Genomic DNA, 24,528 nt, shown 5'->3' with positions numbered 1-24,528 from the left:
TTCGGTTGGTAAAAGCTGCAACGAACCCTCCCCCACCCTGCCCATTGGATCGCCCATGGAAGATTGCCTCGTAATCGGCGGGGGTCCCGCCGGCATGACCGCCGCAATTTATCTGGCTCGGTTCCACCTAAAGGTGCGCGTCGTCGATGGCGGGGAAAGCCGGGTGACCTGGATACCCCGAACGCATAATCATGCGGGCTATCCGGGGGGCATACCTGGAATCGAGCTGCTGACGAAAATGCGCGAGCAGGCGGCCGAGTTCGGGGTCGCGGTCGAAGAGCGGGTGATCGAGCGGGTGGCCAAGGTCGAGGACGGGTTCGAGGCGACGGCGGTCGACGGCGAAGCGCTTCGTGCGCGCACCGTATTGCTGGCGACGGGCGTGGTGAACAAGTCGCCGCCGATCGCGCCGGAGTTGCACCGGGTTGCGATGGACCGGGGGTTGCTGCGTTACTGCCCGATCTGCGACGGGTACGAGGTCACCGACAAGCGCGTGGGGGTGATCGGCAACCGCACGCATGGCTTCAAGGAAGCGGTTTTCCTGCGTATGTACACGCGCGACGTGACACTGATCGCCCCGGACACCGATTTGGAGCTGTCGGAGGAGCAGCGCGCCAATCTGGCCGAGTTGGGTGTCGAGGCGCTAGGCGGGCCATGCGCGGCGCTGAGGCTGGACGGCGATAAGATCACGGTGCCGACGCCGCACGGGAAGCTGAGCTTCGACAGCATTTACCCGGCGCTGGGGTCGGTGATCCGGTCGGAACTGGCGGTGTCGCTGGGCGCGGACGCCTCCGTGGACGGGTGCCTAGTGGTGGACGACCATCAGCGAACCAGCGTGACAGGACTATACGCGGCGGGTGACGTGGTGAAGGGGCTCGACCAGATCAGCCACGCGATGGGCGAAGGCGGCGTCGCGGCGGTGACGATCCGCAACGACATGGCGGAGCAGAGGGCGCTGGTGCGGTAAAGGCGCGAGAACTGAGTTTATTCCGGCGTGACCTGTGTTATCGTATAGGCCGGCGCGGGGCAGCACCGCGCGGATCGGAGGCTCACGATGCTCATGCGCATTGCCTGTGGGTTGGTCGCGGCCGGTTTGTACGCCACGCCGACATCGGCCGAGTGGAAGCCCGCCGGGGCCGAAGTCCGTAAGGCCAGCAAGGACCCGCAAGTCGCTGCGGTGCTGGCGACCATCGATCGCCTCGACGCCGCACTCGTCGCCGACGATCGCGCCGTCTTCTCGTCGCTCATGGCGGACGAGCTTGTCGTCAACAATCCGGGCAACGTCATCTCGGATCACGGCGCGACCGTACGGTTAAATTCGATCGGTCGGATCAGCTATTCGAAATACGACCGCGTCATCGAATATGCGGGAATACGCGGCGACATGGTGCTGCTGATGGGCGAGGAACTGGTCGTACCCAAATCGCCCAATCCGCTCGCGGGGCAGCAGGTCAGGCGACGTTTTACAGACTTGTGGCGGAACGCGAACGGGCGCTGGCTCCTCACCGCGCGCCAAGCCACCATCATCGAACCGCGGCGTTGATCGTGAGCCGATCTATCCGGTGAAGGCCTGGTCGATCACTACCCGATCGCCGAAGGCGGCAGCGACGACGGGCACCATGAAGCGCGTTCCGTCGGCTTTTTCGATTTCCAAGATGTCGCCCGCACCGAAATTCTCGACAGCGACAACTTGGCCGATGAAGTCAGCCCCTTGCGTATCGCAGGGCAAGCCGATCAGGTCGGCATGGTAAAACTCGCCCTCCTTCAGCGGCGGCAGTTCTTCACGTGACACCGTGAGCTCCGTTCCGCGCATCGTCTCGGCGGCGGTGCGGTCGGGGATCTCGGCGAAGCGGGCGATCGCGCCGGTGGGGGCGACGCGGAGCGACCTGAGCGTGAGGGCACCGTCGTTGAACCGCGTGTAGGGGGCCAGGTCGTCGGTGTAGAGCTTGAGGCGGACTTCCCCGGTGATGCCATGCGCGCCGGCTATTGCGGCTAGGACGACCCGGCGGGGGGTGTCCTGCACTGCCCTCTCCCCTGCGGGGGAGAGGGAGCCTTCGTCAGCCGCCGGGGCTTCCGGGCGTGGGGCCTTCGTCCGCGCCTTCGGCGGGGTCGGGGGCCGAGACGCCCTGGTTGTCGGCTTCGTGGTCGGGGGTCTGCTCATGATCGGGGTCGGTCGGCATCGGCTCGGTACTCCTATGAATAGGGATAACGCGCCTACGCCGACCTGGTGCCCTTACTCGGCGGTCGCGGCTTCGGGCTCGGCCGGCGCTTCGCTGGGCGTCTCGGCCGGGACGGCGGCGGCCTCGTCGGCGGCCTGCTGCTTGGCGGCGCGCTCCTCGGCGCGCTCGGTCGCCTTTTCGCCGGGCTTGCCCTTGGTCGGGTTGCTGCGGGCCTCGCGCTCGCGAACGCCCGCCTGGTCGAGGAAGCGAGCGACACGGTCGGTCGGCTGCGCGCCAACGGAGAGCCAATGGCGCGCGCGGTCGGCGTCGAGTTGGATGCGCTGGTCCGAGTCCTTGGCGAGGAGGGGGTTGTAGGTGCCGATCTTCTCAAGATACTTGCCGTCGCGGGGGCTGCGCACGTCGGCGACCACGATACGGTAGTAAGGACGCTTCTTGGAACCGCCGCGCGACAGGCGAATGCTGATGGCCATGATGTAATCTTCCTTCTGATCGTTGGTTCAAGGTTTACGGGTTATTTCTTGCCGAACTTGGGAAAGCCGGGGGGAGACGGGGGAGTGCCGGGGCCGCCGGGCAGCCCGGCCAGAGGACCCTGCTGCCCGCCCATCTTGCCCATCATGTCGCCCAGGCCCTGGCCGCCGATGGCGTTGCCGAGGCCGCCCAGGCCGCCCTTGCCGAGCATGGACATCATGCCCTTGATGCCGCCCATCTTGCGGATCTTCTTCATGGCGGTCGACATCTCCTGATGCATTTTCAGGAGCTTGTTGACCGACTGAACGGTGGTGCCAGAGCCCTTGGCAATACGGATCTTGCGCTTGGCGTTGATCTGCTCGGGCTTGGTCCGCTCCTTAAGCGTCATCGACCCGATCATCGCGTCCATATGGACGAGCATCTTGTCGCCGCCCGCCTGGGCCAGCTGGCCCTGCGCCTGCTTCATGCCGGGCATCATACCCGCGAGCGCGCCGAGGCCGCCCATGCGCTGCATCTGGGCCAGTTGACCGCGCAGGTCATTCATGTCGAACTGCCCCTTCGCCAGCTTGGCCGCCATGCGGTCGGCGTCTTCCTGCTGGATCGACTCGGCCGCGCGCTCGACCAGCGAGACGACGTCGCCCATCCCCAGGATGCGGCCAGCGACGCGCTCCGGGTGGAACGCCTCCAGGGCGTCGAGCTTCTCGCCCGTGCCCGCGAACTTGATCGGCTTGCCAGTGACGGCGCGCATCGATAGGGCCGCGCCGCCGCGTGCGTCGCCGTCCATGCGGGTCAGCACCACGCCCGTCAGCAGCACATGCGCCGAGAAGTTTGTGGCGACGTTGACCGCGTCCTGGCCGGTCAGGGCGTCGACGACGAGCAGGATTTCCTGCGGGGTTGCGACATCGGCGACGTTGCGCATCTCGTCCATCAACGCCTGGTCGATGCTGGTGCGCCCGGCCGTATCGAGTATCAGCACGTCGAAGCCCTGGAGCTTGGCCGCTTGCAGCGCGCGCCTGGCGATATCGACGGGCTGCTGGCCGGCGATGATCGGGAGCGTAGCGACCTCGGTCTGTATGCCCAGCGTCGCCAGCTGTTCCTGCGCGTTGGGGCGATTGACGTCCAAGGACGCCATCAGGACCTTCTTGCCCTCGCGCCCCTTCAAACGGCGGGCGATCTTGGCGGTGGTAGTCGTCTTGCCCGAACCCTGGAGGCCGACCATCATCACGACCGCCGGGGGCGAGACGTCCAACGCGAGCGCAGACTCGTCGGCTCCCAGTATCTCGACGAGCGCGTCATTGACGATCTTGACGACCTGCTGGCCCGGCGTGACCGAACGTAGTACGTTCTGCCCGATCGCCTTTTCCGTGGCCTTGTCGACGAAATCGCGCGCGACGGGAAGCGCGACGTCGGCTTCGAGCAACGCCACGCGGACTTCGCGCATCGCGGTGCGGACATCGGCCTCCGTCAGCGCGCCGCGGCCGCGCAGGCGGTCGAAGACGCCGCCCAACCGATCGCTCAGGGTCTCGAACATGGTGTCACTCCGGATCGCCCGCCCCAAACGCAAAAGCGCCGGCGGACGAAACCTCGCCGGCCAGCGTGCGTCCGAGGACGGAACGTGCGACATTAGGTAGATCAAGCCGCCGCGCAGCGCAAGCGGGCCGGGAGCGTACGGCGGCGTGATCGTGGACTTGCAGGCACGCCGTCCCTAAGTCGCGCGCCATGCGGATCCCCCTTCCCGACATCGCCGCGAGCGGATCGTGAGCACCACCCCTTCATGGCATGACAAGCTTCTCGGCGGGTTCAAGCGCACGTCCGATCGACTGGTCGGCAATCTGGCGGGCCTCGGCGGCGCTCGGCTGGACGAGAATACGCTGGACGGGATCGAGGAGGCGTTGATCGCGTCGGACCTGGGGCCGGAAACCGCAATGCGCATCCGCGCGCGGCTGGCGGAGGGGCAATTTGAACGAAACATGGAGGAGCTTGGGATCCGGCTCGTCGTGGCGGAGGAGGTGGAGCGCGCGCTGGCCAAAGTCGCGCGGCCGCTGGAGATCGACGCATTCCCCCGGCCGCAGGTGATCCTGGTGATCGGGGTCAATGGATCGGGCAAGACGACAACCATTGCCAAGCTGGCGCACCTGTTCATGGAGCAGGATTACGGGGTCATGCTGGCGGCGGGCGACACGTTCCGCGCGGCCGCCATCGGGCAGCTGGCGACCTGGGCCGAGCGGGTCGGCGTCCCGATCGTGTCGGGCAAGGAAGGCGGCGACGCGGCGGGGATCGTGTACGAGGCGGTCAAGCAGGCGACCGCGACGGGGATCGACGTGCTGATCGTCGACACGGCCGGGCGGTTGCAGAACAAGCGCGAGCTGATGGACGAGCTGTCGAAGATCCGACGTGTGCTGGGGCGGCTCAACCCGGCGTCGCCGCATGACGTGGTGCTGGTGCTCGATGCCACGACGGGGCAGAACGCGCTTAATCAGATCGAGGTGTTCCGCGACGTGGCGGGGGTGACGGGATTGGTCATGACCAAGCTCGATGGCACGGCGCGCGGCGGCGTGCTGGTCGCTGCGGCCGAGCGGTTCGGGCTGCCGATCCATGCGATCGGGGTGGGCGAGACGATCGGCGACCTGCGGCCGTTCGACGCGAACGAGGTGAGCCGGATCATCGCGGGTGTGGAAGGCGTGCGGAAGTGACTATCGGATCGGACGTCCGGGCCGACGCGGTCGCGCGCGAGGTTGGGAGCGACGCGCCGGGCGTCCGCATGTTTGTCGATTATGCGCCGCTCATCGTGTTCTTCGCGCTCAACTTCCTCGTTCCCGCGTCCGTGTCGATACGGCTGGTCGCGGCAACGAGCGGGTTCCTGTCGGATCTGGACCGAATGTCCGCGCTGGTCATCGCGCGGGTGATCGTAGCGACGGTCGGTTTCGTGATCGCAACGGTGGTGGCGATGATCGTGTCCAAGGTAAAGCTGGGGCGCGTCTCGCCGATGCTATGGCTGTCGGGCGGGCTGGTGGTCGTGTTCGGCGGGTTGACCGTGTATTTTCACGATCCTCGGTTCATCCAGATGAAGCCGACGACCGTGTATCTCGCCTTTGCGGCGGTGCTGGTGTTCGGGCTGGTGACGGGACGGCCGCTGCTCGAAGGTCTGCTGGGTACGGCTTATCCGGGGTTGCAGGCCGAGGGATGGCGCAAGCTGACGCGGAATTGGGCGGTGTTTTTCGTGGCGATGGCGGTGCTGAACGAGCTGGTCTGGCGGTCGTTCGGTTGGGATGTCTGGGTTTCGTACAAATTGTGGGGCGCGATCCCGCTGACGTTGGTGTTCGCGCTGGCGAATGTGCCGATGCTGCTGCGGCATGGGCTGCAGGTTGCGGATGAGGCTGTCGTCGCGAAGCCGCCGGAGGGGTGAGGCGGCGTTTAAGCCCCTCTCCTTCAGGGGAGGGGTTTGGGTGGGAGTGCTGGTTGCCGGTTGAGGCACCCTGCCGCGTTATCCTCTCAAGCGGCGTTCTCCTCCCCAAACCCCTCCTCTGAAGAGGAGGGGCTTATTCCTTATCCCGCTACCGCCTCGTAACGCTGGCCGACGATGTCCCAATCTACCACGTCCCACCATGCCTTGAGGTAGGCGGCGCGGTCGTTGCGGTAGGTCAGGTAGTAGGCGTGCTCCCAGACATCGTTGCCGAGCAAGGGCGTGCCGCGGTCGGCGACGGCGTCCATCAGGGGATTATCCTGATTGGGGGTGCTCGTCACCTTGAGCGTGCCTGACGCGTCGGCGATCAGCCACGCCCAGCCCGATCCGAACTGGCCGACGCCCTTGGCGTTGAACTGCTCCTTGAGCTGGTCGAGGCCGCCCAGGTCGCGGGCGATCGCCTCGGCGAGCTTGCCCGTGGGCTGGCCGCCGCCCTTCTTCATGCTTTTCCAGAAGAAGTCGTGGTTCCAGTAGCCGCCGCCGTTGTTGCGGACGAGCGGGGGCTGGCTGGAGATCATGCCGAGGATGTCCTCGATCGACTTGCCCTGGAGCGCAGCGTCCTTTTCGACGCCCTCATTGAGCTTGTCGGTGTAGGCCTTGTGGTGCTTGTCGTGGTGGAAGCGCATCGTCTCGGCGTCGATGACGGGCTCGAGCGCGTCGTAATCGTAGGGCAGCGGGGGTAGGTCGAAGGCCATGATCGTCTCCCGGATGTTGGCGAAGGTGCCGTGATCAACGTGTCTGGGGCTGCTTGGTTCGTTTCGCAATCGTAACGGATCAGCGCGCGCGGATGAAGGTGCGGAGGTCGGCGGATAGTTTGCGCAGGTCGTCGTCGCGGACATACATCATGTGGCCCGCGTCGTAATAGCGCCATTGGATGCGGCCGTCGTTCGGGATGCCAGTGCGGCCCAGCGAATATTCCGCGCCGAAGAAGGGCGTGGCGAAATCGTAGTACCCTTGGCCGACAAAGATCCGGAGCGAGCTGTTTTCGCGCATGGCGCGGCCGAGATAGGGCGCGACGTTAAGGTAGCCGGAGCCGCCGCGCGCGCCCCCGCCGATCTTCCAGTCCCAGTCGCTCACCCCGCCGATCGACGAATAGACGAGGTCCGGCGAGTATTTCAGCGTCTGGCGGGCATAGGCGTTCATCGCGGCGGTGTAGGCCCCGTCGATCGCGTAGAAGCTGGGGTCGTTGTCGGGTTCCTCGCCGGCGCTGTCGTAATCGCGGCCGGTATAGCGGGTGTCGAGGCGGCCGATCGTCAGGCCACGGTCGCGGAGCAGCTCCTTGTAGAAGCGGCTGGGCGAGAGGCGCAGGTCGGCCCGGTCGAGGAACGGTTCGGAGACGCCGGTGAAGCGGGCTAGCTGCGGGCGGATCGCCGAGCGCTCGGCCGGGGTCAGCGCGTTGCCCTTGAGCAGCGCGGTCGCATAGGGGCCGATCGCGAAGGCGCGCGCCTCGGCGACGAAAGCCTCGACGGTTGCGGGCTTGCTCTGGACCTTGTCGTGGAACCAGGCGGTCGCGGCCATCGAGGGCAGGTTGGTGACGTAGCCTAGCTCGTTGCCGGGGACATCGGCGGCCTGGCTGAAATCGAGTATGGCGGAGATCAGGATGATCCCGTTGATCGCGACGTCGGTGTAGCTGCCCTCCAGTTCGTTGACGACCGCGGCGGCGCGGGTGGTGCCGTAGCTCTCGCCGCCGATGTATTTGGGCGCGTTCCAGCGGCCGTTGGCGTCGAGCCACTGGCGGATGAACTGCGCCATCGACTTGGCGTCCTTGGTCACGCCCCAATAATCCTTGGGATCGGTCTTGCCGAGCGCGCGGCTGAAGCCGGTGCCGACGGGGTCGATGAAGACGAGATCGGTGACATCGAGGAGCGAGTCGGCATTGTCGATGATGGGGTAAGGCGGGCCGCCGTCGTCCTTGGCGTCCGAGGGGATCACGACCCGCTTGGGGCCGAACGCGCCCATATGAAGCCAGAGCGAGCCGGAGCCGGGGCCGCCGTTCCACAGGAAGGTGACGGGGCGTTTGGGAGCGACCGCGCCTTCTTTGAGATAGCTGTAGGAGGTGATCGCGGCGAGGGGCTTGCCGTCCTTGTCCTTGAGGTAGGTCTCGCCCGCGACCGCGCGGTAGGAGAGGCGCTGGCCGCCGAAGCTGCCTGAGTGGCGGGTGGTGGAGACTACGGGCAGTGGGATCGCGGGGTCGGTGCGTTCGAGTTTGGTTTCGGTCTTGGTCTCGGCGGGTTGTTGGGCGAGCGCGGGGGCCGCGAGCAGGACGGTCGAGAACATAAGAGCGCAACGTTTCATTGATCGGTCGTCCTCATCCGTTCGGGCTGAGCTTGTCGAAGCCTTGTTCTCCACCCCGGTACAAAGAAGAACGACCCTTCGACAAGCTCAGGGCGAACGGAAAGAGAAACACCGGCGGTTCTTCATCCCGCCCCGAGCAGGTCGTGGCGGCGCAGCGCGTGGCGGAGCTGGTCGTAGGTCAGGCCGAGCGCCTCGGCAGTGGCGCGTTGGTTGAAGCGGTGTTCGGCCATGGCGCGGGCGAGCAGGTCGGACTCGAAGCGGGCGACCTGGGACTTGAAGTCGGACGGGCCGGTCTCGCAGGCAACGATCGGCGCGTCGTCGGCTGGCGCGGCGGCGGGCTCGGCCATGTCCGACGTGACGGCGGCGCGGGTCCTGGTCCGGGGACGGTAGGGCGAGTCGAACGGGTCGATCTCGATGCGGTCGACGGGTTCCTCGCGGTCCCAGCGGTAGGTGGCGCGTTCGACGACGTTGCGGAGTTCGCGGACGTTGCCGGGCCAGTCGTGATCGCTCAGCATCCGGACAGCGGCAGGGCCGAAGCCGGGCCAGGTGCGCCAGCCGAGCTCGGCGGCCATCCGCCTGCCGAAATGATCGGCGAGGACGAGGATGTCGCCCGCGCGCGCCCGGAGCGGCGGTAGCGTGACGACCTCGAACGACAGGCGGTCGAGCAGGTCGGCGCGGAACTCGTGGGCGGCGACCTTGTCGGGGAGATGCTCGTTGGTGGCGGCGACGATGCGGACATCGACGCGGATCGCGCGCGACGAGCCGATGCGGTTGATCTCGCCATACTCGACCGCGCGGAGCAGGCGGTCCTGCGCGGCCATCGACAACGTTCCGAGCTCGTCGAGAAACAAGGTGCCGCCATCGGCCTCCTCGAAGCGCCCCGCCCTCGCCTTGGTCGCGCCGGTGAAGGAGCCCGCCTCGTGCCCGAACAGCTCCGCCTCGATCAGCGTCTCGGGCAACGCGGCGCAGTTCATGATGACGAGCGGGCCGTCCCAGCGCGGGCTGAGGCGGTGGAGGCGTTCGGCGACGAGCTCCTTGCCAGTGCCGCGCTCGCCGATGACGAGCACCGGCCGGTCGAGCGCGGCGGCGCGGCTGGCGCGTTCGAGCACGTCGAGAAAGGCGCCGGACTCGCCGATGACCTGGGATGCGCGTTCCACGCCAGCTGTTTGGCGCGAAATCCCAATGGTTGGCAAGTCTCTCTTCTGTCCGTCACCCCAGCGAAGGCTGGGGTCTTGGGCCGGGTATGCTCTAAGGTGTTGTTTATACTTACGTTGAGATCCCAGCCTTCGCTGGGATGACGGTTTGGGATTGGATTGGCACGGGCTGTGCAAAGCTGTCGGCGTACCGCGAACAACGGCGCATACGACGCCAATCAAGGGAGCCTACACCATGCTGAACACCGACCTCGCCCGCCGCTTCGCCGCCATCCTCTGCACCGTGGTGATGAGCGCGACCTGCATCATCGGCGCGGTCGGCCCCGCGCAGGCGGGCACCCAGAGTACGCCAGCACCGATCGTTCTCATCGCCTGATCACCCCACCGGAGTAACAGTTTCATGGGTATTTTCTCCCGCACCCGCGACATCGTCGCCGCTAACTTCGCCGACCTGGTCGAGAAGGCCGAGGACCCCGCCAAGATGATCCGCATGATCATCCTGGAAATGGAGGAGACGCTGGTCGAGGTCCGCGCGTCGGCCGCGCGGACGATCGCCGACCAGAAGGAGATGCGGCGGCACATTGCCAAGCTCGAGGGGCTGCAGGCCAGCTGGACCGAAAAGGCGGAGCTCGCGCTGAGCAAGGACCGCGAGGACCTGGCCAAGGCGGCGCTGGTCGAGCGCCAGAAGGCGACGGACATGGCCGATCAGCTGAAGGCGGAGGTCGGCGTGCTCGACGACGCGCTCAGGGCGTCGGAGGAGGATATCGCCAAGCTCCAGACGCGGCTGCGCGAGGCCCGGACAAAGCAGAGTTCGGTCCAGACGCGGCTGGAGAGTGCCAACAACCGGGTGCGCCTGCGCGAGATGTATGCCGGCGCGAAGACGGAGGACGCGTTCAGCCGCTTCGACGTGCTGGAGCGCAGGGTCGACGACGCCGAGGGCCGCGCGGAGGCGATGGGCCTGGGCGTGCAGAAGACGCTGGAGGAGGAGATATCCGACCTGCGAGCGTCCGACCGGGTCGACGCGGAACTTGCCGAGCTCAAGCGCCGCCTGAACGCCAACAGCAACCGGGAGGGTTGAGCATGGACGACATCCTGGTTCCCCTCATCGTCATCCCGGCCATCTTCATCGGCATGCCGTGGATCATCATGCACTACATAACCAAGTGGAAGCAGCTGCCGCGCATCACCAACGAGGACGAGAAGCTGCTCGACGAGATGCATGTCCTCGCCCGTCGGCTGGAAGACCGGCTCAACACGATCGAGCGGATCGTCGCGGCCGACAATCCCGACTTCCGGCCCGGCCTGAGCGCGCCCGCGCCCGAGTGGAAGTCGAGCCTGTCCTCTCCCCAGCCCCACCCCGTCGATCGGAGGAACTGAAATGTCCGGCAGCCGCACCAAATTCTACCTCGATCGGCAGAACCGCAAATGGAAAGGCGTCTGTTCGGGGATGGCCGACTATACCGGGCTGGAGGTCATGTGGGTCCGCATCGGCGTGATCCTGCTGACGCTGGCGGGGGGCTTTCCCTGGACGCTGGTCGCATATCTCTTGGTCGCCTGGATGGCCAACGAGCGGCCGAGCGGGCTGTACGACACCCCCGCCGACGCCAAGTTCTGGCAAGGGGTGCGCACCAACCCGACGCGGTCGACGACCGAGGTCCGGTCCAAGTTGCGCGAGATCGACCGGCGGCTGGCGGACATGGAGACCTTCTACACCAGCCGCAACACGCAGCTGGCGAGCGAGATCGACAGCCTGCGCTAGGACGCGACCACGCCGACGGAAGGACCAAGCCCATGAGCCCGCTACTAATACCGATCTTCGCGCTGCTGATCCCGATCGTCGCGATTATCGCCAACGTGGTCGTCAAGCCGATGATCCGCCTGCGCGAACGCAGGATGGAGATGGAGGTGACGATGACCGCCGAGAAGGCCGCGCAATATGCGGCGCAGACCGAGCGGCTGGAGCAGCGGGTGCGGGTGCTGGAGCGGATCGTCACCGACCGCGGCGCGGACCTGGCGGGTGAGATCGAGCGGCTGCGCGACGATCGGCCGCTGAATTAGGCGACTGCTCAATCAAGCGAGAGCTGAATTAAAGAGGAGGCGGCGATGGATGATGTGAACCTGTATGTGACGCTCGCCGCGTCGGGCCTCGCCGGGTTGGCGATGGTGGTGGCGGCAGGGCTGGCGGGGTGGCGCGACTGGGTGGCGCTGAAGCGGCGTGAGATCGAGGCGCGGGCGGAGCCGGCGGTGCAGCCGGGACGGAGCGCAGGAGCCCGGATCGAGATCGCGGATTTGCGCGAGCGGATCAGGAAGCTGGAGGCGATCGCGGCGGGGGTGGAGCTGTGAAAGAGCCCTCTCCCGCTTTCGCGGGAGAGGGACAGGCGCGTGAGCGCCAGGGTGAGGGACCGGCCGCGCCCGGAGAGGTCCGGCCCTCACCCTCGCCGCGCTTCGCGCGTCTTTCCCTCTCCCGCGAAAGCGGGAGAGGGTTGGTGGCGGGCGTTGCCCCTTCCCTGCCCCGATCCCACCTACGGATCATGCCCACACTGTCCGATGTCCGCGAGGAATATGAGTTCCTCGATCCCGACGACCGTTACCGCCTGCTGATCGACCTCGGGCGCGAGCTGGAGCCCATGCCCGCCGCGCTCAAGACGGACGCGACCCTGGTGCGGGGGTGTTCGGCTTCGGTTTGGGTCTATCCGATGTCGGGGGCAGGAGACCGGCTGCACTTCCTGGCGGACTCTAACGCGTCGATCACCAAGGGGATCATCGCGCTGATCCTGCTCGCGGTGCAGGACCGGGCGGCGGGGGACATCCTCGCCACCGACATCGCGGAGACGCTCGCGCCGTTCGATCTGAAGCGGCAGTTGAGCTCGAGCCGGACGCAAGGCGTGCCCAACATGATCGCGCTGATCCGCGAGACGGCGGAGCGTTACGCGGCGGCGGCCTGATCGGGGAGGATCGCCGGCTTCGTGACGGCGAGCTCTACCGGCTCGGCCGCGTCACCGAGCAGGGTGCGCGCGACATCGGCGATATCGGTACCCGCCGGAATGACATGCCAAACGCGCGTGGCACCCGTATCGATCGCCACCACGGCGCGCTTCGGGCAGATGCCAAGGCACTTCACCTCCGCCACGCCGATGCGGGCTTTGCGCTTCTTGCCAAAGCCGAGCTGTTTGCGAAGGGCTTTGGCGAGCGGGGTGCTGCCCTTCGGACCAAAGCCGCCGCCTACCTTGTTCGAGCATTTGACGCAGACGAGGAGCGCGCGTTCCCACTCGGCGCGGACGATCGGTCTCAAGCGGTAGGCTTCCATTGGCGGCGGTCCTCGGCGGCGCGGAGCACCTCGTAGGAGGCCTGGACCGCGCGGAAGCGGGTGGCAGCGGCCTCGTCGCCGGGCTTGACGTCGGGGTGGCTGGCCTTGGCGTGGCGGCGCCAGGCGGCGCGCACCGCATCGAAATCGGCGTCGGGGTCGAGGCCTAGCACGTCGAGCGCGCGCATCTCGTCGCGCGAGCGGCTGCCGTCGCCCGAGCCCGCCCAGCTGTAATGACCCGCCTGCTTGTAGGCCTCTCCCTCGCCCGTCTCCTGCTTCTCGCGCGCGGCTGCGTCCTCGGCGCTGAGGCCCTCGAAATAGTTCCAGCCGCGGTTGTACTCGCCCGCGTGCGTCTCGCAAAACATCCAGCGGTCCGGGCTGTTGGGCGATTTGGGCGCGGGGCGGTCGCCGGGTTCGGTGCAGCCGTGGCGATCGCAGATGCGGACCTGCGTCGCGCCGCGGTCCGAGCCGTAGCCCCGCCAGCGGGGAAAGCCCCAATCGCTCGATCTGCCGGAGGTACGCGCCATCGGATCGACATAGGCCCCCGCGCGCGCGGCGCAACCGAACCTAGCATCGAGCGTCGGGCGATTTCACCGGAGGTTCATCTCTGATATGGCCCGGAGCGTCGTTCCGTGACCGGTCCGAATCCTGGAGTTCCGATGCCAACACGTCCAAGCCTGTTCGGCACCTTGCGGGCCGACCTGCCCGCGTCGATCGTGGTCGCGCTGGTGGCGCTGCCGCTGTGCCTGGGCGTCGCGCTGGCGTCGGGCGCGCCGCTGTTTTCGGGCCTGATCGCGGGCATCGTCGGCGGGATCGTGGTGGGCGCGCTGTCCAAGTCGCCGTTGTCGGTCAGCGGCCCCGCGGCGGGGCTGACGGTGATCGTGTTCGCCGCGATCGAGCGGATGCCGAGCTTCGAGGCGTTCCTGCTGGCGGTGATGCTGGCCGGGATCATGCAGGTCGCGTTCGGGCTGACGCGCGGGGGCGTGCTGGCGGAGTTCGTGCCGTCTTCGGTCATTACGGGCATGCTGGCGGCGATCGGCCTGATCCTGATCCTGAAGCAGATTCCCCACGCGCTGGGGTATGACGGCGATTACGGAGGCGATTTCGAGTTCTTTCAAGCCGACGGGTACAACACCTTCTCCTCCATCTGGCGCGCCGCGCGGGAGAGCACGACGACGGGCGCGGTGCTGATCGCGGGGGTGAGCCTGGCGTTCCTGTTCTGGTGGGACAAGGCGCGGCCCAAGGATGGTCCGTTCCGGTTCCTGCCGGGGCCGCTGGTCGTGGTGGTGATCGGCGTGGTCGGCAACATGCTGCTCGGGCTGCTCGCGCCCGCCAGCCGGCTCGGCCGCGATCACCTGGTCGAGGTGCCGGTCGCGGGAAGCTTGAGCGAGTTCGTCGGGCTGTTCTCGCTCCCCGATTTCGGGCAGATCGGCAACATGGCGGTGTGGACGACGGCGCTGACGCTGGCGATCGTCGCCAGCCTGGAGTCACTCCTAAGCGTCAAGGCGGTCGACGAGCTCGACCCCAAGCGCCGCACCACCGACAAGAACCGCGAGCTGTTCGCGCAAGGGTCGGGCAACATCGTGTCGGGGCTGCTCGGCGGGCTGCCGCTGACGTCGGTGATCGTGCGATCGTCGGCCAACGTCGATTCGGGCGCGGAGTCGAAGCTGTCGACAATGATGCATGGCGCGTGGCTGCTGCTGAGCGTCGCGCTGATCCCCGCCCTGCTGAACCTGATCCCGCTGGCGGCGCTGGCCGCCGTGCTGATCGCCACGGGATACAAGCTGACCAAGCCCGCGCTGTTCCTGTCGCGGTACAAGCAGGGATGGACGCAGTTCGTGCCGTTCGTCGCCACCATCCTGGCGATCCTGTTCACCGACCTGCTGATCGGCATCGGCATCGGCATGGTCGTCGGGTTCGGCTTCGTGATCGCGCGCAATTTCCGCACCGCGATCACTTATGCGTGCGACGGAACCGACTGCCTGATCCGTGCGCGGCGGAGCCTGTATTTCATCCACAAATACGAGTTGCAGCGCGAGTTGAGCCGCGTGCCCGACGGGTCGGACCTGCTGATCGATCTGTCATCGACCAACTACGTCGATCTGGATAACGTCGAGATCATCAATGCCTTCATCAAGGGCGCGCAATACCGGAACATCGCGGTCAAGGTACGCGGCGACATCGGTAAGCGGACCGCTCCCCTGATCCAGGCGCCACCGGCGGAAGCGAGCTTCGCATGAAGGACAACAAGCAGCTGCTGCTGTCCAACAAGGCATGGGCGGCGGAGCTCCTCGACGAGGATCCGAACTACTTCACGCAGCAGGCGCTAGGCCAGCAGCCCAAGTTCCTGTGGATCGGCTGTTCCGACAGCCGGGTCTCGCCGGAACAGATGACGCAGACGTCGCCCGGGCGGATGTTCATCCACCGCAACATCGCCAACCTGGTCGATCCGGGCGACATGAACCTGATGTCGGTGGTCCAATTCGCGGTCGACGAGCTGAAGGTGCCCAACATCATCGTGTGCGGGCATCACGGGTGCGGCGGGATCAAGGCCGCGGTGGCGGGCGGCACGACGGGGCCGGTCGACCGCTGGCTGGACAACGCCCGCGCGGTACGGGCCGCGCATGCCGACGAGATCGACGCCCTCCCGGACGAGGAGGCGCGCGTGAACCGGTTCGTCGAGGTCAACGTCCGCGACCAGCTGCTCGCCCTGGCGCGCACCGCGACGGTGCAGGACGCGTTCGCGCGCGAACAGCCGCTGACGCTGTATGGCTGGGTGTACGACATCCGCGACGGGCTGTTGAAGCCGCTGATGGAGATCGACCGCGGCACGACGCTGGGCGAAGTCGGAAAGCCCGACCGGGTGCTGGTGCCGACGGCGGAGCTGGAGGCGTCGACGGCCGCAGTGGCCGCAGGCTGATCCGCGTCAGCCCGGCAGCCGGAAGCGGACCCTGCCGGTCTGCGCGCCGCAGCCGAGCCCGCCGTCCGGCCGAAACGACTTCTCGTACCGCGCGCCCGCCATCGTCTGAGCGCCCGCCTTCGAGAACACGAAGGGCGGGTAGGACAGGATCGCGCGCTCGCCCTGCACTCGCCCGTCGGCGGTGATGTCGAACTGCGTCTGCGTCCAGCCCTCGAAACCCCAACTGATCGCCTCCGTCGGGAAGACGCCGCCCGCGCGAACGAGCTTCGGAGCCTTGTCGACGATCGCGCACTGGCTTGCGGCGAGACCCGAGCTCTCGAAGGCGGAGCGGGCGGCGAGCGGATCGCCCGCGGCGTGTTCGATCGAGGCGAGGCGGACGAGCGCGCCGACCCGGAACGGGTCGGCCGCCGGCAATGCCTTGTCATCGCGGACCTGGGCAAGCAGCACCCTGGCCACGTCGTCCTTCTCGGTGTCGGCGATTAGCAGGCGAAGCGCGGCTCGCGCGCGCGGATCGGCGGCGTAGGCGGGTTCGGACAGGAGCGGCCTGAACAGCGCGCCGTGGCCGCCCTTTCTCCACGGCTCGGCGACCGAAGTGACGCGCTCGCGGAGATGAAGCTCGAGGCGACCGCCGGCCGGCGCGCCCAGCGTAGCGGCCAGGGCGAGCGCACGGGCGGCGGCCGCATGCCGCTCCTCGCGAGGCGCTGCGGCGTTCGCGGACAGCCGCGTGAGCGCGACCAGCAGCGCCGCGCCGCCGGTCCGTTCGACGGCGGCGACGGCGGCGCGCTGGCCGACGACCTGGGCGGCGTCCGATCCGCCCGGCAATGCGACGGCGATGCCCTTGGCGGCCGCCCAGCTTTCGAGATCGGCCGTGAGCAGCGCCGTGACGGAGGGGCGCTCGAACCCGGTGGAGCAGCGCATCTCGACGCGCGCACGATATCGCAGGAATTTGGGCATGGCGGCGACCTGCTCGGGCGACCAGGACCATCCCCGCGCCTCGCGCGCGAATTCGAGCGCGACCTTCGGGCCGCCCGCCGCGTAGATCGGGGTGGCGAGCACGACCTGCCCGTCGTCGCCCACGGTGAACTCGATCACCGCCATGTCGGCCGGTTTCAGGCCGGCCTCCGCGCCGCAATCGGGGACGGTCATCTGGGTGCCGGGATCGAAGTTGCCCTTGGGCATGCGACCCGCGCCCGTGTAGGCGAGGTACTCGCGCGCCTTGCCGGGATCACCGCCAAGCAGATAGGCGATCGCCGCGTCGCTGCGGGCTGACACGTCGTTGCTGTCGAGTTTGAGCGTCAGGCCGCCGAGCAGCTTCACCGCCCGTGCGCTGTGCGTGCGCGCGCCGGCGAAGTCGCCTTGGTTCAGCAGGACGAGACCTCGCCGGCGCGCGAAGCTGGCGGCGACGATATTGTCGACCTTCAGGCCGGCCACGAGGCGATCGGCACGGTCGAGCGCAAGGCCGGCGGCCACCGGGTCGATGAAGGTCTGCGTCGCGGCGAGGCCGTGTAGCGCCGACAGCTTGGCAATTGGAGTCGCGGCCAACGCCTCCGCCTTGGCGTACTCGTCGGCGGCGCTGGCATAATCGAGCGCCGCCTCGCTCATGCGACCGAGCGCGAGGTGCGTCTGGTGGCGATCCTCCACGAGCGTCGGGTCGGTCGTGGGCAGGTCCGCTAGGCCCGCGCGGGCGGCGGCAATCGCCTCGTCGGTGCGGCCGAGCGCGAACAATGTCCGGCCCAGGCGGGCACGCACGACCGCGCGGGTGCGTCTGGTGAGGCCCGACTTCTTATCCAGCCGCTCCCAAATCGCCAGCGCACCCGCATAATCGTTTTTGGCGTCGAGCGCGGTCGCCGCGTCGAAGTCGGCTTGCGTCGTCGAGGCCTGCTGCGCGTCCGCGGCGGCGGGCGCGATCACGGCGGCGGACGCGAGCAGGAAGGCGGATAAACGGAACATGACAAGGCTCCTTCGTCGGCCCGCTTGTGCCGGAAGGTCGCGAAAAGTGCCAGAGGGTCTGTAAGCCGGGTTTTGTCCATCCCGTGAGGGACTGGGCGACCATTCCTCTCGGACGGCGCTCGCGCGCCGCCTCCAGCGACCAACCCGGACGGCGGGCGGGAACACGCCCCGGAGCCGGAGCTCCACGCCGTCCCTATTCGGTCTTGCTCCCGGTGGGGTTTGCCGTGCCGTCGCCGTTGCCGGAGACGCGGTGCGCTCTTACCGCACCCTTTCAATCTCACCTGGCCGAAGCCGTGGGCGATCTGCTTTCTGTGGCACTTTCCCTTGGCCGAAGATCGCTCTCTGGCCAGCCGGGCGTTACCCGGCACCGTTATTCCGCGGAGCCCGGACTTTCCTCGACGCATCTCGCGATGCGACGCGGCCGCCCGACCCTCTGACGGATAGCGGTCTAGCCCCGAGCGGTCCTACGCGGAAGTAAATTCCGCGTCGTCGGACGGCGCGAGCGCCGCCGGCCGGCCTTGCGCGTGTCCTGCCGCGACGCGCGTCAGGCCGCGCCGCGGCTCACTCGTCACCCTGCGGTTTGGGAAGTAAAAGGGCGAGCAGGATCATGCGGCATTCCGCGTCGATCTCGCCGTCGACGAGTTCGGGGCGAAAGCGGCGTTGGAACGCCATGATCGCGGCCATCCGGTCGCGCACGTCGTAGCCGAAGCGTTCCAGCGCGAGCAGGAAGCCGCCCTCGGTCCAGTTCGGGTCCATCAGGTTCTTGGTCGGGCGTGGCAACGCCAAGCGGAGTCGCGCAAGGCTGTGCCACGGGAACAGCTCGCCGGGATCGCGCTTGCGGGCGGGAGCGATGTCGGAATGGCCGACGATGTTGCCGCGCGTGATCCCGTACCGGTCCTTGATCGCGGCGACGAGCCGGATCACCGCCCCGATCTGCTCGCCCGGGAATGGGCGATAGCCGAATTCGTGGCCCGGATTGACGATCTCGATGCCGATGCTGGCCGAGTTCACGTCGTCCACCTCGCGCCAGTGGGATGCGCCCGCGTGCCAGGCGCGGCGGCCTTCGTCGACCATGCGCAGCGTGGTGCCGTCCTCCGCGACGAGGTAATGCGCGGAAACCTTGGCGGCGGGATCGCGCAGCCGTTCGATCGCGGCCTGCGCGTCGACCATGCCGGTATAATGAAGCACGATCATCGTGACCGGGGCGAGGCGCTCGTCGTGATTGGGCGAGGGCGTGTCGATGAACGTCATGTCTGCCGACAGCTTGGCGGGCGGCCGCGCGGTTGTAAACCGTCAGGCGGCCACGCGGCGCGATTGCGGCTCCGTCACCTCGTACAGGCCGCGGTACCGCGTGCTGGGCGTGAAGGCGTCGGTCTGGCCGATCACGGTCTCGCCCGCGCCGAGCACGAGCAGGCCGCCGGGCCGGAGCGCCGCGGCCAGCCGGTCGAACACCGCCCCGCGCGCGGCCGGGGCGAGATAGAGGAGCACGTTGCGGCAAGTCACCAGGTCGAAGCGCCCGGGCGGCGGGGCGTCCGCGACGAGGTTGACGCGGCGGAAGGTCAGGCGACGCACCAGATCGGGGCGGGCGACCCAATCGGGATCGGCCGCGTCGAACCAGCGCATCATGCGGCGTATCGGCAGTCCGCGCTGGATCTCGAACTGGGTGAAGCGTCCGGCGCGCGCGCGGGCGAGCGCGCCTTCGGACACGTCGGTCGCCAGAATCTCGAATTCGGGAGCGCCCGCCTGCTCGGCCAGCAGCATCGCGAGCGAGAGCGGTTCCTGCCCCGCGGCGCAGCCAGCGCTCCAGATGCGCGCACGGCGGCCTGCGGGCAACTCCGCGATCGCTTGGCCGATCAGATCGAAGACGGAGGTGTCGCGGAAGAAGGACGATTCCTGATTAAGCAGCGCGTCGACGATGCGGTCGCCGAGCGAGGGGTCGGCCCCGCCAAGCAGGCGCTGGACGAGCTGGTCGAGGGTGCCGACCGCGAGCTCGCGCAGGAGTGGCCCGAGCGTCACGTCGATGCGCCAGGAGCGGTCGCTCGCCAGGCGCTGACCGGTACGCGCCTCCAGCAGCGCGGCGAGTACGCCGGATGCGTCCGGGCGGTGCGGGGCCGTCACAAAGGGCGCCTGCGCGAGGCGATCAGTTCGCCGATCGCGCGGGGATTCAGGAGCGCGGTCGTCAGCCCGGCGGCGGTCACCGCGCCCGGCATCCCCCAGACGACCGAGCTCGCCTCGTCCTGCGCGACGATACAGCCGCCCGCCGCCGTCAACCGGCGCGCGCCCTCGACGCCGTCGCGGCCCATGCCGCTCAGCACCACGCCGAGCGCGCGCGCGCCGAAGGTCTCGGCGACCGAGTCGAACATGGGGTCGACCGACGGCATGCAGCCGCACGGCGCGGCTTCGGTCGTCAGGCGGATCGCGCCCATGCCGTCGCCCACCGAAACGCACCGCATGTGCGCGTCGCCGGCCGCGACGACGATGCGGCCGGGCCGCAGTCGCATCCGGTCGGTGGCGACATCGCAGGGGCGGTCGGCGAGAATGGCGAGCTGCGCGGCGAAATACGGCATGAAGGAGGGTGGCAGATGTTGGGTCACGAGGATCGGGACGGCCATGGAAGCAGGCAACGCGCGCAGCAGGTGCGAGAGCGCGTGGATGCCGCCGGTCGACGCGCCGATCGCGATCACGTCGAAGGCGTCGGGACCTGGTGCGAACGCGATGGGCGCGGCGGGCGGGGGCGATACCGGGGCAGCCGCGGGTCGCTCGCGCGGCGCGAGCAGGCGCTCGAGCTTTTCTATGAATCCGGCCTCGAACCCGCGCAATCGCTGGCCGGGCGCGGGCTTGACCAGCGTGTCCGCCGCGCCGAGCGCGAGCGCGCGCACGGTGCCGGCCGCGCCGTCCCTGGCCACCGACGAGACGATCAGCACGCGGGCTCCGCGGCCGGCGGCGAGCAGATCGGGCAAGGCGGTCAGACCGTCGATGCCCGGCATATGGATGTCGAGCACGATCAGATCGACGCAGGCGTCGCGCAGGAACGCGAGTGCCCCGGTCGCCGTCGGGACCGAGCCGACGACGCGCAGCCGATCCGATCCGTCGATGATGCGCGCCAACACCGCTCGTGCGACCGCCGAGTCGTCGACGATCAGGACGCGACCGGGCGCGGGATCGGTGAATGGTGCGGCGACAGGCATCGAGAGGTCCGGATGTAGCCTCGGACGATCAGGCGACGCCGACGATCTGGAGCTTCGATTCGAGCGTATCGCGATCGAACGGCTTCATGACGTACTCGTCCGCCCCCGCCTCGATCGCGGCGCGGATGTAGGCCATGCCGTTCTCCGTCGTGCAGAACACCACCTTCGGCCGGGTCGGCACGTCCGAGGTGCGCAGCGCGCGCAGGAAGTCCATGCCGCTCATCACCGGCATGTTCCAATCGAGCAGGATCACGTCGGGCGGCGAGGCGAGGCAGCGGTCCAGCGCCTCGCGGCCGTCCGCGGCTTCCGATACGGTGAAGTCGAGAGTTTCGAGGATGTGACGCGCGACCTTGCGGATCACCTTGGAGTCGTCGACGACGAGGCACGTCTTCATTGGAAACCTTCCGATGTACAGACAGTCAGTTAGCCGGGGATAGGTAACGAGCGGGTTAAGCCGCTTGCCCGAGCGCGGCGGGGATGAGCGCGGACGGGTCGATGATCAGAAGCGGCTCCCCGTCGCGGTCCACCAAGCCGGTCGCCGCGGTCCGCCATCCGGAGCCGAGTGCGACACCGAACGATAGCGGACGGCGCTCGAAGGAGCGGACATCCTCCAGCGTGTCGACGAGCACCGCGTAATGGTGTCCGTCGACGAGCGTGATTACCGCGCGCGACGTGCGGCCGAGCGGCGCCAGGCCAAGCGCCAGGCCGGTGTCGATGACCGTCACCACCCGGCTGCGGAGCGCGGCCAATCCCTTGATGCACGCATCCGCGCGCGGCACCGCGACGATCCGGTCGATGTCGACCACCGAGTCGACCTGGGCGGCCGGGATGGCGACGCCGCGCCCGGCGATGTGGGCGATGAGGAATAGCTCGGTCATGACGCGTTCCTGACGGCGGCCCGGTCCTGAGCGACGTGGGCGGCCATGACCGAGAGCAGCCCGTCGCGGTCGTAGCGGTGGACCGCACGCGCGCCGTCGGCGGCGGCGCGGTCGGCGGTGAGCCGGACGACGGGCGTGTCGCCCCGCCCTTCCCCATGATCGGCGTCGTCGAAGGCGAGCGCGACGGCCGCGCGCTCGCCGGGGGCTAACCGGGTCACGCAGCGATATCCGGCCGCCTCCAGCGTGGGCCGGAGAAAAGTGCCCATCCACCCTCCCCTGTCGGCGTCGAGCAGGCAGAGCGGACCGGTCGACGGTACCGTTCCCGCCTCGGCGAAGAGCGTAAGCGGGTCGACCACCTCGACCTGTTCGCCGTCCAGCACGGCGACGCCCAGATAGCGGCCGACGGCGGCGGGCGCGAGGATGGCGGGCAGCCGGACGATATCGATGGGCTCGGCGATGCGGTAGCCGATCAGCATGTCGCCGTCGGTCAGGCGGAGCACGGTCGCGGTGGGGCCGTCCGGCGCGTCATCGACAGCGTGCAGCGAAAGGATGCGGCCGTCGATCGCCAACCTGAGCCGGCCGGCGGTCAGGCGGATCGCGTCGGCGGACACCGTCTCCACCCGGTCGACGCAGGCGAGCACGATCGCGCGGCGGCGGCCGTCCAGGTCGCGGAACAGCAGCGCGTCCATGCCGGCATCGTCTTCCGCGACCTCCTCCTGGACGGGATCGGCGAGCCCGAAGCGCAGCCCCGCGGCGGCGGCCACTCCCGCGCCGTCGAGAAGGAGCATCGGCAGGCCCGAGTCCGGGAGCGTCTGGCCGGCATACAACCCGGCCGCCATGATCGCCGGGGCGGCGGGCTTGACCACCAGCTCCTCGGTGTCGATCACCGTGTCGACCGCGAGCGCGAACGAACCGTCGCGCGTGGACACGACCACGATCGTCTCGAGATCGAAAAACAGGCTCGCGCGCAGGTCCAGCAGCGCGGCAAGGTCGACGAGTGGCAGCCTGGTCCCGCGCACCGTGACGATCGGCGAGTCGCCGAGCAGGTCGACGCGCACCGCGTCGCCGCGCAGCGTCACGATCTCCTCGACCGATTGGCGCGGCAGCGCGAAACGCTGGTCGGCGACGCCGACCACGATTGTCGACAGGATCGATAGGGTGAGCGGCACCTCCATCGTCACCGTCAGCCCCGCGCCCGGCGCGTTGATTAGGGAGACGCGGCCGCCGATCTGTTCGACGTTGGCGCGCACCACGTCCATGCCGACGCCGCGGCCCGATATGTCGGACACGGTGTCGCGGCTGGACAGGCCCGGCGCGAAGATCAGATCGAGGCGGGCGGCGTCGTCCATCGCCGCGAGCGCGGACGCGTCGTGAAGGCCGGCCTTGGCCGCCTTGGCGGCCAGGCGCGACACGTCGATCCCCGCGCCGTCGTCCGCGACCTCGATCATGATGCGGTTGCCGGACTGGCGCGCGGAGACGGACAGGCGGCCGGTCTCGCGCTTGCCTGCCGCACGCCGGGCGGCGGGCGTCTCGATGCCGTGATCGACCGCGTTCCTGATGATATGGACGAGCGGATCGCGCATCATCTCGATCATTTCGCGGTCCAGCTCGACGTCCGATCCCTCGACATGGAGCGTCACCGCCTTGCCGAGCGTCGCGGCGGTGTCGCGGACCATGCGGGGGAGCGCGGAGAACAGCGCCTCGATCCGCTGCATCCGAGTGCGCGTCACCGTATCGCGCATTTCGGCGACGGTCGCGGACAGGCGTTCCAGCGCGGCGTCGGCGCGCGGATCGCCGTCGCCGTCGCGCATCCGCCGGGCGAGCTCGTTGCGGGCGAGCACCATGTCGGACATGCCGCTCATCATGCGATCGAGCAGATCGACATTCAGGCGCACGCTGCGGGTCGGGGCACGAAGCCCGGCCGGCGCGGTGTTCTGCGCGGCGGGTCGCGCGTCCTCGGCGAGCGCGGCGACGAGCAGGTCCTCCGCCGAGTCGTCCAGCGCATGACCGGCGTCGATGGCCTCGACCAGTTCGCCGATCCGATCGACGATCGCGAGGACGGCGTTCACCAGCGCGGTATCCGGTTGCCGCTTGCCGTCGCGCACGTCGGCCAGCACGTCTTCCGCCGCGTGGCTGAGGCGCGCCAGACGCGGCAGGTCCAGGAACCCGCAGCTGCCCTTGACCGTGTGGACGAAGCGGAAGATCGCATCGAGTCGGGCGCGGTCGGTCGGGTTCGCCTCCCACGCGACGACCTCGCCCGCGAGCGCCTCGAGCGTCTCACGCGTTTCCGCGATGAATTCCTGCAGCAGCTCGTCCATGCGATCCCCGTTTCAGGGGACGATCCATGGACGCTCGAGGTTAAATGCGGGTTTACCCGGTCCGGAGCGTCGCGCCGAAGATCATCACGCCCTCGGCCGGTTCGGACACCTGGATCGAACCGCCGGTCTGCGCGACGAGTTCGTGCGTGACGTAGGCCGGCGCTGACCGGGCGGTGACGGCACCGTCCTCGCCCGCGCCTTCGCCCTCCACGAGCATGCGTCGCAGCGCGGGGTCGAGGATTATGCGCTGGCCCTCGAGCTTGATGACGATTTCCGCGCCGTTCCCGTTCTCCTCCGCACCCACATGCAGGCTTCCGCCGCGGACGAGCGCGTCGGCGGCGACAAGCACGAGGTTCAGAAGCACCTTGGTCGCGGGCTTCGAGAGCGTCGGCTCCTCGACGAACCAGCCGAGT

The 24,528-nt window shown here is 68.4% G+C and carries 30 protein-coding genes and 1 other RNA gene; 13 read left to right on the top strand and 18 right to left on the bottom strand.

Annotation, left to right across the window (positions count from 1 at the left end):
* Window positions 1-55: 55 nt before the first annotated feature.
* The gene (locus tag ACFE7F_RS05495) at window positions 56-964 is read left to right on the top strand and encodes an NAD(P)/FAD-dependent oxidoreductase (protein WP_375402840.1); all 909 of its coding nucleotides are present in this window, start codon (window positions 56-58) and stop codon (window positions 962-964) included.
* Window positions 965-1,051: 87 nt separating this feature from the next.
* Window positions 1,052-1,540 (top strand): nuclear transport factor 2 family protein, encoded by a 489-nt coding sequence (locus ACFE7F_RS05490; protein WP_375402839.1) that lies wholly within the window; start codon window positions 1,052-1,054, stop codon window positions 1,538-1,540.
* A gap of 12 nt (window positions 1,541-1,552) precedes the next feature.
* Here the strand turns inward: ACFE7F_RS05490 and rimM are convergent, their stop codons facing one another.
* From rimM to ffh, 4 genes are read right to left on the bottom strand one after another with little or no spacing between them, the layout of a single operon-like run.
* Window positions 1,553-2,020, bottom strand: a complete 468-nt coding sequence (gene rimM, locus ACFE7F_RS05485; RefSeq protein ID WP_375402838.1) for a ribosome maturation factor RimM — start codon at window positions 2,018-2,020, stop codon at window positions 1,553-1,555.
* 34 nt (window positions 2,021-2,054) lie between these two features.
* The gene (locus ACFE7F_RS05480; RefSeq protein ID WP_375402837.1) at window positions 2,055-2,177 is read right to left on the bottom strand and encodes a hypothetical protein; all 123 of its coding nucleotides are present in this window, start codon (window positions 2,175-2,177) and stop codon (window positions 2,055-2,057) included.
* A gap of 53 nt (window positions 2,178-2,230) precedes the next feature.
* Complete coding sequence (rpsP, locus tag ACFE7F_RS05475) at window positions 2,231-2,647, bottom strand: 30S ribosomal protein S16 (RefSeq protein WP_375402836.1); 417 nt, start codon at window positions 2,645-2,647, stop codon at window positions 2,231-2,233.
* 41 nt (window positions 2,648-2,688) lie between these two features.
* Complete coding sequence (ffh, locus tag ACFE7F_RS05470; protein ID WP_375402835.1) at window positions 2,689-4,176, bottom strand: signal recognition particle protein; 1,488 nt, start codon at window positions 4,174-4,176, stop codon at window positions 2,689-2,691.
* A gap of 226 nt (window positions 4,177-4,402) precedes the next feature.
* Between ffh and ftsY the strand changes: the two genes are divergently transcribed.
* Window positions 4,403-5,338, top strand: a complete 936-nt coding sequence (gene ftsY / locus ACFE7F_RS05465; protein WP_375402834.1) for a signal recognition particle-docking protein FtsY — start codon at window positions 4,403-4,405, stop codon at window positions 5,336-5,338.
* A 68-nt stretch (window positions 5,339-5,406) separates the two neighbouring features.
* Window positions 5,407-6,051: an inner membrane-spanning protein YciB gene (locus ACFE7F_RS05460; RefSeq protein ID WP_375402887.1), complete on the top strand. Its 645-nt coding sequence runs from the start codon at window positions 5,407-5,409 to the stop codon at window positions 6,049-6,051.
* A gap of 140 nt (window positions 6,052-6,191) precedes the next feature.
* Here the strand turns inward: ACFE7F_RS05460 and ACFE7F_RS05455 are convergent, their stop codons facing one another.
* From ACFE7F_RS05455 to pspF, 3 genes are all read right to left on the bottom strand, one after another.
* A complete protein-coding gene (locus ACFE7F_RS05455; RefSeq protein ID WP_375402833.1) occupies window positions 6,192-6,803 on the bottom strand; it encodes a superoxide dismutase in 612 nt (203 codons plus the stop codon).
* 79 nt (window positions 6,804-6,882) lie between these two features.
* Window positions 6,883-8,385: a S10 family peptidase gene (locus tag ACFE7F_RS05450; RefSeq protein ID WP_375402832.1), complete on the bottom strand. Its 1,503-nt coding sequence runs from the start codon at window positions 8,383-8,385 to the stop codon at window positions 6,883-6,885.
* 140 nt (window positions 8,386-8,525) lie between these two features.
* The gene (gene pspF / locus ACFE7F_RS05445; protein WP_375402831.1) at window positions 8,526-9,560 is read right to left on the bottom strand and encodes a phage shock protein operon transcriptional activator; all 1,035 of its coding nucleotides are present in this window, start codon (window positions 9,558-9,560) and stop codon (window positions 8,526-8,528) included.
* Window positions 9,561-9,792: 232 nt separating this feature from the next.
* Between pspF and ACFE7F_RS05440 the strand changes: the two genes are divergently transcribed.
* The 7 genes from ACFE7F_RS05440 to ACFE7F_RS05410 all read left to right on the top strand — a co-directional run bounded on the left by ACFE7F_RS05440 (window position 9,793) and on the right by ACFE7F_RS05410 (window position 12,502).
* Window positions 9,793-9,933 carry a hypothetical protein gene (locus ACFE7F_RS05440; RefSeq protein ID WP_375402830.1) on the top strand — a complete coding sequence of 47 codons (141 nt, stop codon included), beginning with the start codon at window positions 9,793-9,795 and terminating at the stop codon, window positions 9,931-9,933.
* 24 nt (window positions 9,934-9,957) lie between these two features.
* Window positions 9,958-10,635, top strand: coding sequence for a phage shock protein PspA (gene pspA / locus ACFE7F_RS05435; RefSeq protein ID WP_375402829.1), 678 nt, complete (start codon window positions 9,958-9,960; stop codon window positions 10,633-10,635).
* A gap of 2 nt (window positions 10,636-10,637) precedes the next feature.
* On the top strand, window positions 10,638-10,934 hold the full coding sequence (gene pspB, locus ACFE7F_RS05430; RefSeq protein ID WP_375402828.1) for an envelope stress response membrane protein PspB: 297 nt from the start codon (window positions 10,638-10,640) through the stop codon (window positions 10,932-10,934).
* 1 nt (window position 10,935) lies between these two features.
* Window positions 10,936-11,316 (top strand): envelope stress response membrane protein PspC, encoded by a 381-nt coding sequence (gene pspC, locus ACFE7F_RS05425; protein ID WP_375402827.1) that lies wholly within the window; start codon window positions 10,936-10,938, stop codon window positions 11,314-11,316.
* Window positions 11,317-11,348: 32 nt separating this feature from the next.
* Window positions 11,349-11,615 carry a hypothetical protein gene (locus ACFE7F_RS05420; protein ID WP_375402826.1) on the top strand — a complete coding sequence of 89 codons (267 nt, stop codon included), beginning with the start codon at window positions 11,349-11,351 and terminating at the stop codon, window positions 11,613-11,615.
* Window positions 11,616-11,660: 45 nt separating this feature from the next.
* Entirely contained in the window at window positions 11,661-11,900 is a 240-nt protein-coding gene (locus ACFE7F_RS05415) for a hypothetical protein (protein ID WP_375402825.1), read from the top strand.
* A gap of 188 nt (window positions 11,901-12,088) precedes the next feature.
* Complete coding sequence (locus tag ACFE7F_RS05410; RefSeq protein WP_375402824.1) at window positions 12,089-12,502, top strand: SufE family protein; 414 nt, start codon at window positions 12,089-12,091, stop codon at window positions 12,500-12,502.
* Here the strand turns inward: ACFE7F_RS05410 and ACFE7F_RS05405 are convergent.
* Together ACFE7F_RS05405 and ACFE7F_RS05400 are read right to left on the bottom strand one after the other, a co-directional pair.
* Window positions 12,484-12,864: a hypothetical protein gene (locus ACFE7F_RS05405; RefSeq protein WP_375402823.1), complete on the bottom strand. Its 381-nt coding sequence runs from the start codon at window positions 12,862-12,864 to the stop codon at window positions 12,484-12,486. The two genes, ACFE7F_RS05410 and ACFE7F_RS05405, sit on opposite strands and share 19 nt — an antisense overlap.
* Entirely contained in the window at window positions 12,846-13,388 is a 543-nt protein-coding gene (locus tag ACFE7F_RS05400; protein WP_375402822.1) for a J domain-containing protein, read from the bottom strand. The genes ACFE7F_RS05405 and ACFE7F_RS05400 overlap by 19 nt, the downstream gene beginning before the upstream one ends.
* A 132-nt stretch (window positions 13,389-13,520) precedes the next feature.
* Here ACFE7F_RS05400 and ACFE7F_RS05395 point away from each other — a divergent pair, with 132 nt between their 5' ends.
* Both ACFE7F_RS05395 and ACFE7F_RS05390 read left to right on the top strand, forming a co-directional pair.
* Window positions 13,521-15,101, top strand: coding sequence for a SulP family inorganic anion transporter (locus tag ACFE7F_RS05395; RefSeq protein WP_375402821.1), 1,581 nt, complete (start codon window positions 13,521-13,523; stop codon window positions 15,099-15,101).
* Window positions 15,098-15,781 carry a carbonic anhydrase gene (locus ACFE7F_RS05390; RefSeq protein WP_375402820.1) on the top strand — a complete coding sequence of 228 codons (684 nt, stop codon included), beginning with the start codon at window positions 15,098-15,100 and terminating at the stop codon, window positions 15,779-15,781. Before ACFE7F_RS05395 ends, ACFE7F_RS05390 begins: the two co-directional genes overlap by 4 nt.
* Window positions 15,782-15,787: 6 nt before the next feature.
* On the opposite strand, the gene ACFE7F_RS05385 is transcribed toward ACFE7F_RS05390, so the two are convergent.
* The 9 genes from ACFE7F_RS05385 to ACFE7F_RS05345 form a co-directional block, all read right to left on the bottom strand.
* Window positions 15,788-17,731 (bottom strand): hypothetical protein, encoded by a 1,944-nt coding sequence (locus ACFE7F_RS05385; RefSeq protein ID WP_375402819.1) that lies wholly within the window; start codon window positions 17,729-17,731, stop codon window positions 15,788-15,790.
* 45 nt (window positions 17,732-17,776) lie between these two features.
* Window positions 17,777-18,168: RNase P RNA component class A (gene rnpB, locus ACFE7F_RS05380), an RNA gene on the bottom strand.
* 124 nt (window positions 18,169-18,292) lie between these two features.
* A complete protein-coding gene (locus ACFE7F_RS05375; RefSeq protein ID WP_375402818.1) occupies window positions 18,293-18,982 on the bottom strand; it encodes an N-acetylmuramoyl-L-alanine amidase in 690 nt (229 codons plus the stop codon).
* 42 nt (window positions 18,983-19,024) lie between these two features.
* Window positions 19,025-19,849, bottom strand: a complete 825-nt coding sequence (locus tag ACFE7F_RS05370) for a CheR family methyltransferase (protein ID WP_375402817.1) — start codon at window positions 19,847-19,849, stop codon at window positions 19,025-19,027.
* The gene (cheB, locus tag ACFE7F_RS05365; RefSeq protein ID WP_375402816.1) at window positions 19,846-20,919 is read right to left on the bottom strand and encodes a chemotaxis-specific protein-glutamate methyltransferase CheB; all 1,074 of its coding nucleotides are present in this window, start codon (window positions 20,917-20,919) and stop codon (window positions 19,846-19,848) included. Before cheB ends, ACFE7F_RS05370 begins: the two co-directional genes overlap by 4 nt.
* 28 nt (window positions 20,920-20,947) lie before the next feature.
* Window positions 20,948-21,313 (bottom strand): response regulator, encoded by a 366-nt coding sequence (locus ACFE7F_RS05360; protein WP_375402815.1) that lies wholly within the window; start codon window positions 21,311-21,313, stop codon window positions 20,948-20,950.
* A gap of 55 nt (window positions 21,314-21,368) precedes the next feature.
* On the bottom strand, window positions 21,369-21,797 hold the full coding sequence (locus ACFE7F_RS05355) for a chemotaxis protein CheW (RefSeq protein ID WP_375402814.1): 429 nt from the start codon (window positions 21,795-21,797) through the stop codon (window positions 21,369-21,371).
* Window positions 21,794-24,115, bottom strand: a complete 2,322-nt coding sequence (locus tag ACFE7F_RS05350; protein WP_375402813.1) for a chemotaxis protein CheA — start codon at window positions 24,113-24,115, stop codon at window positions 21,794-21,796. Before ACFE7F_RS05350 ends, ACFE7F_RS05355 begins: the two co-directional genes overlap by 4 nt.
* A gap of 52 nt (window positions 24,116-24,167) precedes the next feature.
* On the bottom strand, window positions 24,168-24,528 hold a 361-nt coding region (locus tag ACFE7F_RS05345), incomplete at its 5' end, for a histidine phosphotransferase family protein (RefSeq protein WP_375402812.1).

The sequence above is a fragment of the uncultured Sphingomonas sp. genome, assembly GCF_964235535.1.
Classification (GTDB): Bacteria; Pseudomonadota; Alphaproteobacteria; order Sphingomonadales; family Sphingomonadaceae; genus Sphingomonas.
This window is presented reverse-complemented; position numbering and strand designations above follow the sequence as displayed.